This window comes from Flavobacterium sp. NRK1 (assembly GCF_024054175.1).
GTDB lineage: Bacteria > Bacteroidota > Bacteroidia > Flavobacteriales > Flavobacteriaceae > Flavobacterium.
This window is the reverse complement of sequence record NZ_JAMXLA010000001.1, coordinates 2,432,253-2,447,100: the sequence shown is the minus strand read 5'-3', so window position 1 is coordinate 2,447,100 and position 14,848 is coordinate 2,432,253. Positions and strand designations below refer to the sequence as shown.

Sequence of the window (14,848 nt, the reverse complement as noted above, 5' to 3'; positions counted from 1 at the left end):
TTTTATGCCTTACTTTTCAGTAGTAATACCGCTATATAACAAAGAGAATTTCGTGGCTGACACAATACAAAGTGTATTGAACCAGACATTTGATGATTTCGAAGTTATAATTGTAAATGATGTATCTACCGATAGAAGCCTTGATGTTGCGCTTACTTTTTCTGACGAAAGAATAAGGATAATTACTCATAAGAAAAACAGCGGATTATCGGCTTCAAGAAATACAGGAATAAAAAATGCTACAGCGCTCTATATTGCTTTTTTAGATGCAGACGATTTATGGAAACCGCAGTTTCTGGAAAAAATATATGAGTTGACATTAAATTATCCAGAAGCGGAATTATTTGGTACAAAGTATGAAGAAATTTATCCGGGTAATACTATAATTGAACATCCGATTAATATAAAAACAGGTATTGTAGATAATTTCTTTAAAGAAGAACTCAAACAACATATCTATTGTTACTCAAGTTTTTCAGCAAAAAAAGAAACGTTTTCAAAAACAGGATTTTTCGATGAAAAAATATCTATGGGTGAAGATGTGGATTTTAATCTACGGGCTAATCTGGTTTGCTCACTTGCTTACTGCAATGAAGCATTAGCTACAATAACTATGCATTCAGAAAATCAAATTACACATTCTAAACTTTCGGATAAAACAATAATAGATCACGATCATTACGAAAAAGAAAATCCGGACAACGCCGATTTAAAAAAATATCTTGATTTCCATAGATACACTATGGCAAAACGCTATAAGCTTGATGGCAATAAACCACAATACAAAAAATTAGCTAAAGCTATTAACCTTAAAAATCTTAATTATAAGCAAATAACATTGTTATATGCTCCTGTATTTGTATTGAATGGTATTAAAAGAATGAAAAGAATACTAATAAAAAAAGGTCTTAATCCAACTACTTATTAGTTTTTATATATTCCAGGAAATCATCATAATTTCTTATGTAGTCACTTTCAGTATATATATGTGAGGCTAATACCATGCATACCGCTCCTGATGAGAAGTTTTCCAACTCACGCCATGTATTGTTATTTATAAGCAGTCCTTTATCAGGTTTATTAAGCGTTATTGTTACTTCTTCATTTCCATCTTTTAAAACTACATCAAAGCTTCCTGAAAGAGGAATAAGCAACTGTTGAAGATTTTTATGGGCATGGCCTCCCCTTTTTGCTGAACTAGGTACATCATACAAATAATATACTCTCTTAATATCAAACGGAATGGTATCGTGTTCTATAACACCAATATTGCCTTTTGAATTTATAATTTTTGGAATATTAATTATTTGTATTTCCATTCAGGTTTAGTTTTTTATTTTAAGGAATTCCATCCATTGGCTGCCAATATTTTCCAATGAAAATTTAGTAATGCTTTTAACTGCATTAGTCTTACAATTTGCATATAAATCTTTATCTTCAAACATAAGATTTATACCCTCGGTTAGTTTAGTTACATTTTGATTTTCAATTAGAAGTCCGTTTACCCTGTCTTCAATAATCTCTGAAGGTCCCGAAAAGCAATTAAACGAAACTACTGGTGTTCCGCACGCCAAAGACTCAAGCAATACCATTGGCAAACCTTCATTTTTGCTTGAAAGTACATAAAACAAAGCTTTCTGCATATATAAATAGGGGTTCTCTTCAAAACCTTTAAAAATAATTTTATCCCCAAGTCCCATTTGTAAAGATAATTTCTCCAGATTATTTTTTTGATTTCCTTCACCCAATATAATAAATTTTACATTATTTGAAGGTAACACAGAATTGGCATAAGCTGTTAAAAGCTTATCAAACTGTTTAATATTATTATCTGCCATTCTTCCGGCAGCAATAATATACTGAAAATCTAAAGATAAAATGCCTTCTTTAAGACGGCTACTGATATAATTTATATTAACGGGATTATATATATTAACTATATTTTTTAAACCATGCTTCTTTTCAATAAGCTCTTTTATTTTGAAGGTAATACTTACAACACCATACGCCGAATTATAAATAGTTCTTGTAAGCCACGGCTGTTTAGGCATATACCAGTCTAAACAGTAGGAATGAACTGTATATACCGTTGGAACCGTGAAAACCAGTCTGGATATAAGAAAGTCCTGAAGTGTTTTTGTTCGCATTCTGAAATCTATTACATAATCAAATTTATGCTGCTTAATATAATTTCGTAGTACCTTAAAACGCTTTAGCTTGTTATTAAACCCGTTTTTTTCATCTTTTAATAATCCAAGATTTAAAAGTTCTCCAGCAAAATGATAACTAACTAGATCCAGAACAATTACATTATGAATCTCTATACCCTGTGAAACAAAATAAGTTGACAGAAAAGCATGCGCACGCTCGGAACCTCCACCCGATAGGCAGTCCCCTACAAGACATATTTTAGTTTTGTCAGGTTGTAGCATTAAAATTTATTAGTTATTTTCACAGCAAATATAGAACATTCATGAGGATTTTATTGATTGGCGAATACAGCAGACTACATAATTCTATAAAAGAAGGTTTGCAGATCCTTGGCCATGAGGTTACACTAGTAAGTGACGGTGATTCCTTTAAAAAGTATCCTTCAGATTATTATATTACTCCCAAAAATACTACAAAAGGTATATTCAATATTGTCAGACAGGTTCTGTTTAGAGTATTTAAACATGATCTTGCCTATTGGGAAAGAGGCCTGCGTTTTTACAAGCTGCTTCCGCACCTTAAAAATTATGATATAGTTCAGTTTATTAATGAAGCTCCAATTAAAACCATTCCATTTTTTGAAAAATATTTACTTAACCAAATAATTAACCGAAACACCAAGACATTTTTATTATGCTGTGGAATAGATTTTACTATAGCAAAATATATGATGGATAAGAAACCACGTTATTCATTAATGAATCCTTATTTTGAGGATAAAAGCCTTGTAACCGAATATCGTTATATCCTTGATTATTTAAGTCCGTCTCGCAAAAAGCTGCACGATTTTTTATATAGTAAAATTCAGGGGGTTATTGCCAGCGATATGGACTATGCACTGCCGTTAAAAGATAACCCTAAATTCATAGGGCTTGTACCTAATCCCGTCAATACAGCGAAACTGAATTATACTGAGCCTTTTATTTATAGCAAAATAATTATTTTTCTTGGCTTTAACCGATGGACATATAACCAAAAAGGTATTTTTTATTTTGAGAAAGCTTTAGAGATTATAAAACGAAAATATCCGGACAAAACAGAGATTATTGTAACTGAAACATTGCCATATAGTGAATATATAAAGACCTATGACAGGGCACATATACTTATGGATCAAGTATATGCTTACGATCAAGGATATAATGCACTTGAAGCTATGGCCAAAGGCAAGGTAGTTTTTACAGGAGCCGAAACAGAATTTATGGAATATTATAACCTTACTGAAAAAGTTGCTGTTAATGCCCTTCCTGATGTTAATAGCCTTGTAAAAGAATTATCCTGTCTTATAGAAAATCCTGAAAAGATTACTGCTATAAGCAAAAATGCAAGAGCCTTTATAGACAAGGAACATGAGTATATTAAATCGGCGTCCCAATATTTAGAAATTTGGAAAAGAAAGCAAATTGAAATCAAAAAAGCTGTTTCCTAAAATATATAGCTAACATAATCCAGTAAACAAAATAAGTTAGTGCATAACCCATAACAGCACCTTTAGCACCAAAATCTTCAATAAAAAAAGTACAGGATAAATACAAAAAAATTGAAGATATAACTTCGGTCACAACAAAAGCTTTCGTTAGCTTTTTTGCAAAAAACTGATATCCTAATATGAGTGATCCTACTTTAAAAAAATCTCCCAGCAATTGCCAAAGAAATAATTCTGTCATAGGTAAAAATGATCTTTTAAATATAAAGAGTACTACAAATTCTCTTATAAAATACAGAATTGTTAATCCAAGTCCAAATAATGGCAACATAGACTTATAATAATTCCCGAAAATTCTTTTTGTTTCTTCTGTGGTTTGAGCCAAAGATAGTTTTGGCAAGAAATAAATAGATAGCATTGTAGATGCAAACATAAGGTAAAAAGAAGCCAATCTATTTATAGCCTCCCAATGACCGGCAGTATCAGGACTATAATTAATCATAAGGTTATTACGAATGCTATGATAGATAAAAGGACTTATAAAGGCAGTTGTAAGTGTCATAAGACTAAAAGACAATAATCTACTAAGAACTTTAAAATTAAAATACTTTAGTTTTAAAAAGGGGAAAAAAGGGAAGTGTTGCCATAAGTTATAAAATGAGAATATAAAAAATAAAGCCTGAAAAAGTATTAATCCTATTAAGGCTCCATTTGTCCGGAATTTCCACATTAATAATATTGATAACAATACTCCAACCACATTGCCACTTATATTTAACCATATAACTTTTTTATATTCTCCCAGCCCATTAAGTACCCACATACAGATGAGGCTGCCCGTATACCATGGTAGAGAAAATGCTACTACTTTAAAAAGCCAAGAGTAGTCTTTATAACTATTAAAAACTAACTGACTTAAATAGCCTGATAATATAAATAACAAAGTGCTAATTACAAGCAATACACTTAAAACAGTAAAAAAAACGGTAGAAAGTATAGTATAAAGTTGTTCTTCTTTTTTTTGATTTTCCGCAGTATATTTAATAATACCATTTTGCATTCCCAAAGTAGAATATGCATCAAGAGTAGTAATAAAATTTCGAAAGTTACCCAAAACAGCCAATCCAGATGCTCCAATATAAGAAGCTATAGCTTTCGATGTCATAAGTCCACCAAGTATACGTACAATTACACTTATACCATTCAGTGAAAATATTTTAACTATAGGTTTTTTTATTATTTTAGATAATATTCTCAATTGATTATATAATTACATTATCTAAAAGATAATGATTTGCTGTATCAATTTCATAAAAATCCTGTATTACAGTTCGTGCACCATAACTTTCCTTCCAAAAAGAAAGTCCATTATTAATCTTTCTACCTCCTTGCTCATTAGATATACCAAAATCAAAATATTTTTTATGAGCAAATTCTACAGTAATAAGATAATAAAATAAATAATCTAAACTTCCAAGTTCATTTTTATCCTCTCCTGAGGCTATGTACTGCACATGTACTACTGTGTCTGTTTCAAACAAAACAGTACCTGCTAAAATTCTTCCGTTATGTTCTATAATATATAGCTTAATAGAATTAGGAAAAAATGACTCAAGCTTTATCATCTCTTCAACATTATGAACTGGTCTTGTATTATGTCGAACTTTCAGAGTAGGAATCAGTAATTCACTCCAAAAACCTTTAAAATTATCAGATTTTTTTACGATAAAGTTATTAGCAATACCTTTTTTAACGCCTTCCATGCGATTTGCTCCTATTTTAATTTTTGAAGCATTTTCAATAACTGAAAGAGAATCGCGCCTTACAAGAGTCGAATTGAGCAGAAACAATATATATTCTGTTTCCTGAGAAGGTATTTTATGATAAATATAAGGTAATTGTTTATAATGAATTTTTACAATACCAATATCTTTTAAAAAAAGAAGAATTGTTTTAATTATTTCTAAAACTGTACTCAACTTTATTTTTTCGGAATAAACAAGCCCTCCATAAGTAAGTCCCTGATGAGAATACATTTCATTTCCTAAAATATTTGCTGGTAAAACAGCTACAAGTTTATTACGATCAAATACCATCAATGAAAAATCCTTAAATCTATCGTTATGATATTCCATAAAATTACGATGAAATAAAAAAGTGCCATTTTTAGATGAAACAATAAATTTGTTCCATTCATTAAAATATACAGAAGAATAGGCTTTAACTGAATACTTAATATTTTTCATTTACTACTTGTCCTTTAGAGTCTATAAGTTTATGCACTGATTCTGTAAGAAAGTTACCAGGACGTATATTATAACTTGCATCTTCTTCCATATTATCAAGATATAACTTATTTTCACTAAGACATGAAAATAATATCCTAAATAAATTCACATTAGACTTTAATTTAGCATCATAGGGGGCATGGTTTATACCTTTCCATTGTATAGCAGCAAGATTACCAAAAGTAGAACGAATTAGAGTCTTATCCTTCGTTGTAAAAAATTCCTGTAAGCCATTAATTCCGACCCATCCGCCATGATCTGCAAGTATAATAATAAGTGCATTGTCATCTTTAGCATTTATCATTGCTATTGCTTTTTTTAGCCATAAATTCGCTTCTTCAAGTTTAGTCATATACAACTGCCTTTCTATTTCTACCATATTTTCAGCAGCATCAAAATGTACATGGTGAGGCAATACTTTTTCTATAAAAAAGAATTTTGGCTTTGCAGACTTAAGATCTATATCATTTTCTAAATCTTTAAAAACATCTTTTACAATTTTTCCACCATTAGTAAATAAAGGTATTTCTGAAGTCTTGATATTGTAATGATCATAATTACCTTTGATTTTATTTTGTTGAAAATACTCATCCTGCCCTATATAAAAAGTTTCATAACCATTTTTTTTTAAAATATTAACTGCATTATTATTCATTATAGCTTTACGGGCTTGAGGCATTTCTATTGCCGGAAAAAGAACATCATTAAAATAATGGTGTTTCATTGCAAACATAGAAGCATTTGACGTAAGGCTAGCCGGATAATTGCTGTAAAAATTGTTGTAAACTGTAAAATCATTTTTAGTCAGCCAGTCATAAAAATCAGTTCTATAATTATAAGGTTCTACCTCCAATACCTGCCTGCTTACGTAACCATCAGGCTGTATCATATAAATATTTGGCTTGTACTTAAATTTTGCTTCTGTAATATTATCATTTAATTCGATCCAAGCCATAGGTCTTAAATCTTCATACACATTTACTATTACTTTAAAAAATGGCAATAAGGTTATAATAACCACTATCAATAATAGTCTTTTATACTCTTTATAAAATTTTAAAGAAAGAACGCATGCAGCTATAAGTATAATTAAAAGTACCTTTTTTTTCAGAGTAAGATAAATTACCTCTGACATAAGTGTACTAGTTAAAAATATAAGTAATATAAAAAGAAGATGTTTTTTGTAGGGCTTTAATATTGTAATACGATTAAAAATATAATAAGATAAAGGTATAACAATTACAGGTACACTAACAATAAGCAGGAAAAAAGCGGAAAAATGTTGCCAGGAATTTATTCGTGGATAATTATTGGAATAATAAAATAATAAAGGATAAATACCTATAACTATAGCAGTAATTACAGGATAATCCTTATCATTATTAAGGAAATTTTCAATCTTATCTCTTATTCCTCTGAACATGTTTATACTAATTATTAAAAAAATTGAGAAGAACTAATTTCTTAATCCCTTCATATGCACTAAATATTTCTTCTCTTCAGTAAATACATAGTCCTGTGTGTATTAGGTATATCTTGTTTCTCAACAATCTCATACACGTCAGTATAAGCTTTTTCAAAATTATCTTTATTGTAATAATCAAAATGCCCTGCAAATTCACGCTTACTTTGTAACAGGAAATCTACCCATGAATCTTCCCTGTCCGGAAACTCTATAATAAGATATGGAGTAAGCGATGCAAACATTTTTGCAGACATTTCAAAAGGAACATTACCAGATAATGATATATGATGAATAAGCGCCAGTGCTAAAGCAACGTCAAAATTATTATCTTTAATACGTTGTTGTAAAGGCAATCTTTCTTTGTTATTAAAACCTATACCCGGAGAAGGGTTAAGCAGGTCGCTAACCAACGGAAGAATATTCTTTTCTTTATTCTGCAATACCTGATTGTAATTCTGATTAACTGCATTAGGATCAATATCAGTAACGAGTATTTCAACAGCATTTTCTTTGAAAACACGCGAAAAAGTACCATCATTACCTCCTAAGTCAACAATTCTTTTAGCATCAATTTTTTTTTGCCAGTTGCTTACCAGTTGTTTTTTACAATCAAAAGCTGACGCATCGTAATTAGTTATACTATAATAATCTTTCCACTCTGTTTTTTCGTTAAGGGTAAGATCTTTAATATAATTATAAAGTGAATCGAGTATTTTTATTTGTGATTGCTTGGAAATTGAAACCTGTTTTCCTGTTTTTTTAGTATCACTACTGTACTTAGCATCATATTTGGCTGCTAAAAAGATATTTGTATATAAAACAGGGCTAAAACGTGCACTAAACGGAAGTAATTTTGCAGCCTTTTGTAATGGTACACCGTCAATATACTGTACAAGCATTTTAAGCATATCATTACCATAATATTTAGCTAATGCTAATGGTGCCAAAAAGTGCATTATAAACTGTTTGTATGCTCTCCATGGCTCACCTTCATTATAAATATCAAAGGAAAGACTGTCTATAAATACCGGAGATCCTTTATGAAAAGTGACATTAAATGCTGTAGCATCTTTAAGTGTATAGCCGTTTTGCAGGCAATACTTCTGAAGTTTTAATGTAAGTAATGCAGCATGCTTGTATTGACCAAAACTCCACTCATAAGGATAAGAAAAAAAAGAAATTTTTTCTGGCTTAATGGTAATATAAGTTTCTTCTTTAGCTACCTCTTCATGAGGTATTAAAAGTCCATTATCAAATAGTTTTTTATAAAAACCACTTGCGGTTAATGATTTATATTGATCGAAATACACAGGGTTTATCGATCGTAATAAAATCCCATTTTCTGTAAAAATATTGCCTGAAGGATCCCTGAATGAAGAATCGTGCCTATTTGTCGTTTGCTGCATCCGTTTTATCATCAATATCTATATCACCCATAAGATCCTGGTCTTGTTTTTTACCAAAAATAGATCTGATACCATTAGTAATTTTTCTGTAAAACAAAGTAACTCCTGCACCGATAGCCACCAAAAGCTGTACTACCAATGCACCCGTTCCGGGGTCAAAATATAAAAAATGATTAACCATAACATAATTCTTAAAGCTGTAAAAATAGAAAATTATTTAGCAATGTCAGTTAAAACCTAATAGTAATAACGTGAAATATTAATAATGTTGTTTTTATGCAAAAAATTGGGAGTTAATAAATAATTGTTAATTTTAAAAAAAAATAATTGTCGTGAAAAAAAATCTACTGTTGTTATTTGCGTTTTCTTTTATACTTAATGCTTATAGCCAGGTAGATATTGCTTTATATGAACAATTTAACGGAAGGTACGATTTTACTTTTATAGGCAATACCCTCAACCCTTCCGAAAATAATACCACAACCACCTGTACTATAAACACATCTTCATCAGCAGATCTAAATCTTGCTGCAGATAATACTATTGTTGCTGCCTACCTTTATTGGGCAGGTTCAGGAACGGGAGATTTTGATATAAAGTTAAACGACACTAATATTACAGCCGAACGTACATTCCCTTTATCGGCAATGAACACAGATGGCACTGCCCGTGATTATTTTAGTGCTTTTGCAGATATTACGACATTAGTACAAACTACAGGGAACGCTACTTATACCGTATCAGATCTTGACCTTACTGCTATAGTAGGACTTAATTTATATTGTGGTATAAAAACAAATTTTGGAGGGTGGGCAATTGTAATTGTTTACGAGAACAACTCATTGCCTTTAAATCAGCTTAATGTATATGATGGTATGCAATATGTACCCAATGCTGTATCTATAACCTTGCCAAGTCTTAATGTAATTGATAACGATGGTGCAAAAATTGGTTTCCTGGCCTGGGAAGGAGATTCAACCCTTGCCGTTTCTGAAAGCCTTACTATAAACGGCTCTGTACTTAGTAACGATGTAAACCCTCCTAACAATGCATTTAATGGTACCAATAGTATTACAGGAGCTACAAATCTTTACAATATGGATCTTGATGTATATAACATCGAAAACTATATTCAGCCAGGCGATGAAACAGCAGAAATACAATTATCGTCAGGACAGGACTTTGTTATGATAAATGCTATTGTAACAAAACTTAACAGCGAATTACCGGATGGCACCATTACCATAGATGATGAATTTAAAGATTGTGCTGCTCATACACTACAGGTAAATTATACTATACATAATGATAACTCTACCGCTCCCCTACCTGTTGGCACTGTGGTTGCAGTGTATCTTGAAGGCACTCTTATAACAACTTTTACTACTCAAACCGAAATACCTATCGATGGCAGCGAAAGCGGTGTATTACCCCTTCCACTTGATCCGGGACTTATTGGCGAAATGCAGCTGCTTTTTGTAGTTGACGATAATGGTACGGGTGTCGGTGTAGTTAAAGAAACGAACGAAAGCAATAACTCTTTTGTTTATAACACTATTTTTTGGGCATTGGATCCTATTAGTCCTGAAGATATTACTGAATGTGAAACCGCCAGCAATACTAATGTAGGTATTTTTGACTTTTCAGGATATGAAGAATCACTAAAAACAGACCCTGCTCAAACAATAACTTTTTATCATACTGAAGCCGGTGCACAGACACAAGATGCGGCAGATACTATTACCCAAACATCAAATTATCTTTCTACAAGCAATCCTGAAACTATCTATGTAAGATTAGACGATGCAAACGGCTGTTCTACAATAGCTTCTTTTGACCTGATTGCAATAGACTGTACTTTCCCCGATGGCACTATTATTATAAACACCATTACTTCTTCATGCGACTCTAAAACAATACAGGTAAGCTATACCGTAAATAATTTTAATAGTTCAGATGTATTGCCTGTTAGCACACCTATCGCAATTTATGCCGACGGTTTACTTATTGCTAATACACAAACATCTGCCGAAATACCTATTAATGGAAGCTTAAACGGTTCGGTAACAATTACAGTTCCTGACTTTATTCCGCAAAATTTCAATTTAACTTGTGTTATAGATGATACAGGTAACGGCACAGGAATAGTTATAGAGACAGATGAAACCAATAATAGTTTTTCTATGCACTTTGCACTTTGGGTATCTCCTGTTTTAACCCAGCCGGAAGACATAGAAGGGTGTGAAACATTTAATGGTTCCGGTATTGGTGAATTTGACTTTTCAGCATATGCAGAATCTCTAAAAGTGAAACCTGACGATGTAATTACATTTCATACCTCGCAGGCAGATGCCAATACAGGAGAAGGCGCTATAAATCCAAACGGATATAATGCTCCAGCCAACACACAAATCTTTATAAGGCTTACCAATAGTAATGGCTGTTATGATACAGCTTCTTTTACCCTTATACTAATAGATTGTTATTTTCCTGACGCAACAGTTGTTATTGATGATGTATATAAGCAATGTAACTCGCGCATACTTCACATACATTACACTGTTAGCAATAGTAACAGTACAGATGTTCTGCCTGCCAATACCCCTGTGGCTATTTATGCAGACGGGCAATTACTTACTGTAGTATATACTATAAACGAACTGGCTATTAATGAAAGTGAACCCGGTTTTATAGAAATTACTGTCCCTATAGGTATTCCTCTTGATTTTGAACTTAAACCGGTAGTTGATGATACAGGAAACGGCATTGGTATAGTTACAGAGCTTGACGAGACAAATAATGAGTTTGCTCAAGCCGAAAACCTGCCCTTATCTCCGGTACTTATTCAACCTGAAGACATCGAAGAATGTGATCAGGGATTTGGAAGTGCTTCTTTTGATTTTTCGCATTACGCTGAAGACCTGAAAAACTATCCTAATGAAGAAGTTACTTTTTATAGATCACAATCTAACGCAGATCAGGATATAGACCGCATTTATAATACTACCCAATATACAATAAACGAAAACCCTACACGAATTTATGTTCGTTTATTTAACGGCACATGCCATACTACAGCTTCATTCCTATTGAGTTCAAAAAAATGCGCTCCCATAACCCATAATTATATTACACCAAACGGAGATGGCATAAACGATGAATTTTTTGTTGAAGGTTTGCGTAATGTATTTCTTGACTTTAAAATGACCATATATAACCGTTGGGGTACACTTATATGGACAGGGAATCACAGTACAGCCGACTGGAACGGTATTGCAGATGTATCTAAAGTAGGCAGCGAAGGTACTATTGTACCTACAGGCACTTACTATTTTGTGCTGGAACTTAATGACAGCGATTTTCCCGAGCCTATTGTAGGATGGGTATATGTAACGAGATAATATTTTAGTCGTTCTATGGAGATAAAAGATCTTAGCATACATAATGATATCATTAATCTATTTGATTATACCCAAAATGATGATGCAAAAGCATGTCTAAAAAAAATGCTGCGCACACCCTTATCCTCTCATAATGAAATAATAGAAAGGCAAAATATACTTAAAGGGTTTATTGATAACCTCTCGGTTTTTAGTAACTACTCTTACTCGCGAATTGATTTTCGGGAAGCAAATTTGTTTATAGATAAATTTACAGATAAATTGTATTTACCTAAAAGAATTAAGCTTAAGCTTAGAATGTTTAAAGCAAAATATTATGAATACCGTAGTAAATTCATTCAGTTTGTATTACTCCATAATCGTTTGCACAATTACGTTAAAAACGTATCTACATCAGTATTCCCTGAAAACTATAAAAAGGAATTACTTTTTATGGATGAATATCTAAGCAGCTACAGACTTAATTATTACGAAAAGCTAATTCGTGAAAACCAATTAAGAATTAAACATATTATTGAATTCTTTGTATTAATATCTGAAAGGAAAAATAAAAAGCTTGATAAAAAATTTAAAAACACCTACACTCAGTTTGAAACTTATATTTCTGTGGCAATAGGCATCTATAACAATAAATTTAAGTTTCCTGAAATGGGTGCCAGCTCATTATCACTTAGCGATTTCTATCATCCATTATTAAAAAATCCGGTTAAAAACAGTTTGCAAACCAATAGCAATGTTATATTACTTACAGGACCAAACATGTCAGGTAAATCAACTTTGCTAAAGGCTATTGGTATTTGTGTTTATTTAGCAAACATTGGTTTTGCCATTCCTGTAACAGACGCTAAAATACCCTTTTATAATAATATAGATATTTTTATAAATCTAAACGATGACTTGCAAAGTGGCTACAGCCATTTTATGACTGAAATTATAAATTTGAAAAAAGTGGTAAAGGAGGCAGGCGAAAACCAGCCCTGTTTTGCTGTATTTGATGAGCTTTTTAGAGGAACCAATATAGACGATGCCCTTGAAATAAGTGAGACTACGCTTAAAGGCATGCTTAATTTTTCCGAATCTTTATTTTTTGTATCAAGCCACTTACATCAATTGATTAATTCAGAAGAAATAAAGTCTGGTAAGATAGATTGTTATTACCTTGATTGCAATCTGCAAAACAATACTCCTGCTTTCACTTATTAGCTTAAAGAAGGCTCTAGCGATTTAAAAATAGGACGTATTCTTTTTGAAAAAGAAAACATGAATACTTACTTAAAATTGAATTGATTTTTTTAGCCTGATTACTTTCTCTCAATAGCGGGCATAGACCATTTGTAGTTTACCGCAAGCAGTCGTATAGCAATAATAAGCCCCGAAGTGGTAAGATAAAGCACATCCTGGGGAACTTTCCATTTTCGTAGCAAAAAGAAAAAACACCCACCTATAATACAAATGGTTGCATAAATCTCTTTTCTAAAAATTACAGGAATTTCATTACATAAAATATCGCGCAAAACACCTCCAAAACAAGCCGTCATGGTTCCAAGTGCTATGCATATAACCGGATGCAGGCCTGTTGCAATACCTTTTTCAAGACCTATTAGTGTAAAAACTCCCAACCCCACGGTATCAAATAGAAACAAGGACACCCTTAACTTGTCAAGTTTTTTTCGGAATATGAGGGCTATAAAAAACCCAAAAATGATCATATAAACATAATTAAGCTCCTTCATCCAGCCAACAGGGGTTCGCCCTATAAGTACATCACGCAATGTACCGCCGCCAACAGCCGTTACAAAAGCAATGACAAATACCCCAAACGGATCCATTTTTTTGTTCATTGCGGTAAGCGCGCCGGATATAGCAAACGCCATAGTACCTAAAATATCCAGTAATTCAAACATTACATTCTTTGCGTATAATAGTTATAGTCATGCAGCACAGTATCTACAAAAGCCATAGCATTTGCCGATACCGACTTGATACCCGTTACAGTTTCAATTTTAGTTTGCAGCTTTGCTATCATTTCAAAATCTGTAATTTTAAGGCTGGCTTCAAAGGTTTCTTTGATAATGCGGACATCATTATCACTAAGTTTTATTACTAACGGATAAACAGGTACATAAGCATCATTAACCTCTTTAAGTATAGTATGATTTATATTAATGTTATTTTTAAGCGTAATTACAGCCGTACCCGCTGCCATGTCTCCCAAACGCTGGTTTTTTGAATTTGCTATCATGCTAATAACACCTATAAAACTTAATGGAGGCGTTACCTCAACAATCCTTAATAACCAACGGATAAGGTAATCGCCAAAGCCCGCCTGATAACCATCAATTTTAATAACTTTAATTTTCATGACTCGCTTACCTATGGTTTGCCCTTCCATAAGGCTTTCCTGCCATAAAGCATAAAACAATACAGGCACAGATATTAGTCCCTGAATAGCATTTTGAGACCATCTGTCTAATTCATTAACAAGATCTCTTACACCGAAAAGCGAAAACACCACATAATAAACAACTATGTAATAAGCTATTATAACAACAAGATCCAGTAAGTAGGCAAGCATACGCTCGCCGGCTGAGGCCGTATTAAAATTTATATTAACATTTTGTGTAGTTGTTATAGAAAGTTCTGACATATTT

The 14,848-nt window shown here is 32.2% G+C and carries 13 protein-coding genes; 4 read left to right on the top strand and 9 right to left on the bottom strand.

Going from position 1 to position 14,848, the window contains the following annotated elements:
- The first annotated feature begins 4 nt into the window (after nt 1-4).
- On the top strand, nt 5-928 hold the full coding sequence (locus NHE85_RS11180; protein WP_252812113.1) for a glycosyltransferase family 2 protein: 924 nt from the start codon (nt 5-7) through the stop codon (nt 926-928).
- Here NHE85_RS11180 and NHE85_RS11175 read toward each other — a convergent pair.
- Both NHE85_RS11175 and NHE85_RS11170 read right to left on the bottom strand, forming a co-directional pair.
- The gene (locus NHE85_RS11175) at nt 918-1,319 is read right to left on the bottom strand and encodes an FdtA/QdtA family cupin domain-containing protein (protein ID WP_252812112.1); all 402 of its coding nucleotides are present in this window, start codon (nt 1,317-1,319) and stop codon (nt 918-920) included. The genes NHE85_RS11180 and NHE85_RS11175 overlap by 11 nt on opposite strands.
- 6 nt (nt 1,320-1,325) lie before the next feature.
- Nucleotides 1,326-2,432, bottom strand: a complete 1,107-nt coding sequence (locus NHE85_RS11170; RefSeq protein ID WP_252812111.1) for a glycosyltransferase — start codon at nt 2,430-2,432, stop codon at nt 1,326-1,328.
- A 41-nt stretch (nt 2,433-2,473) separates the two neighbouring features.
- Between NHE85_RS11170 and NHE85_RS11165 the strand changes: the two genes are divergently transcribed.
- Nucleotides 2,474-3,640, top strand: a complete 1,167-nt coding sequence (locus NHE85_RS11165; RefSeq protein WP_252812110.1) for a glycosyltransferase — start codon at nt 2,474-2,476, stop codon at nt 3,638-3,640.
- Here NHE85_RS11165 and NHE85_RS11160 read toward each other — a convergent pair.
- From NHE85_RS11160 to NHE85_RS11140, 5 genes are read right to left on the bottom strand one after another with little or no spacing between them, the layout of a single operon-like run.
- Nucleotides 3,621-4,895, bottom strand: a complete 1,275-nt coding sequence (locus NHE85_RS11160) for an O-antigen translocase (protein WP_252812109.1) — start codon at nt 4,893-4,895, stop codon at nt 3,621-3,623. The two genes, NHE85_RS11165 and NHE85_RS11160, sit on opposite strands and share 20 nt — an antisense overlap.
- Nucleotides 4,896-4,899: 4 nt before the next feature.
- Nucleotides 4,900-5,883: a GNAT family N-acetyltransferase gene (locus NHE85_RS11155; protein ID WP_252812108.1), complete on the bottom strand. Its 984-nt coding sequence runs from the start codon at nt 5,881-5,883 to the stop codon at nt 4,900-4,902.
- On the bottom strand, nt 5,870-7,348 hold the full coding sequence (locus NHE85_RS11150) for a sulfatase-like hydrolase/transferase (protein ID WP_252812107.1): 1,479 nt from the start codon (nt 7,346-7,348) through the stop codon (nt 5,870-5,872). The genes NHE85_RS11155 and NHE85_RS11150 overlap by 14 nt, the downstream gene beginning before the upstream one ends.
- Before the next feature lie 59 nt (nt 7,349-7,407).
- The gene (locus tag NHE85_RS11145; RefSeq protein ID WP_252812106.1) at nt 7,408-8,796 is read right to left on the bottom strand and encodes a methyltransferase domain-containing protein; all 1,389 of its coding nucleotides are present in this window, start codon (nt 8,794-8,796) and stop codon (nt 7,408-7,410) included.
- Entirely contained in the window at nt 8,777-8,977 is a 201-nt protein-coding gene (locus NHE85_RS11140; RefSeq protein WP_252812105.1) for a hypothetical protein, read from the bottom strand. The genes NHE85_RS11145 and NHE85_RS11140 overlap by 20 nt, the downstream gene beginning before the upstream one ends.
- Nucleotides 8,978-9,128: 151 nt before the next feature.
- Here NHE85_RS11140 and NHE85_RS16805 point away from each other — a divergent pair, with 151 nt between their 5' ends.
- Nucleotides 9,129-12,197, top strand: coding sequence for a gliding motility-associated C-terminal domain-containing protein (locus NHE85_RS16805; protein WP_252812104.1), 3,069 nt, complete (start codon nt 9,129-9,131; stop codon nt 12,195-12,197).
- Between the two features lie 15 nt (nt 12,198-12,212).
- Complete coding sequence (locus NHE85_RS11130) at nt 12,213-13,400, top strand: hypothetical protein (RefSeq protein WP_252812103.1); 1,188 nt, start codon at nt 12,213-12,215, stop codon at nt 13,398-13,400.
- A 98-nt stretch (nt 13,401-13,498) separates the two neighbouring features.
- On the opposite strand, the gene NHE85_RS11125 is transcribed toward NHE85_RS11130, so the two are convergent.
- A complete protein-coding gene (locus NHE85_RS11125; RefSeq protein WP_252812102.1) occupies nt 13,499-14,101 on the bottom strand; it encodes a trimeric intracellular cation channel family protein in 603 nt (200 codons plus the stop codon).
- Nucleotides 14,101-14,844: an RDD family protein gene (locus tag NHE85_RS11120; RefSeq protein ID WP_252812101.1), complete on the bottom strand. Its 744-nt coding sequence runs from the start codon at nt 14,842-14,844 to the stop codon at nt 14,101-14,103. The genes NHE85_RS11125 and NHE85_RS11120 overlap by 1 nt, the downstream gene beginning before the upstream one ends.
- Nucleotides 14,845-14,848: the final 4 nt, after the last annotated feature.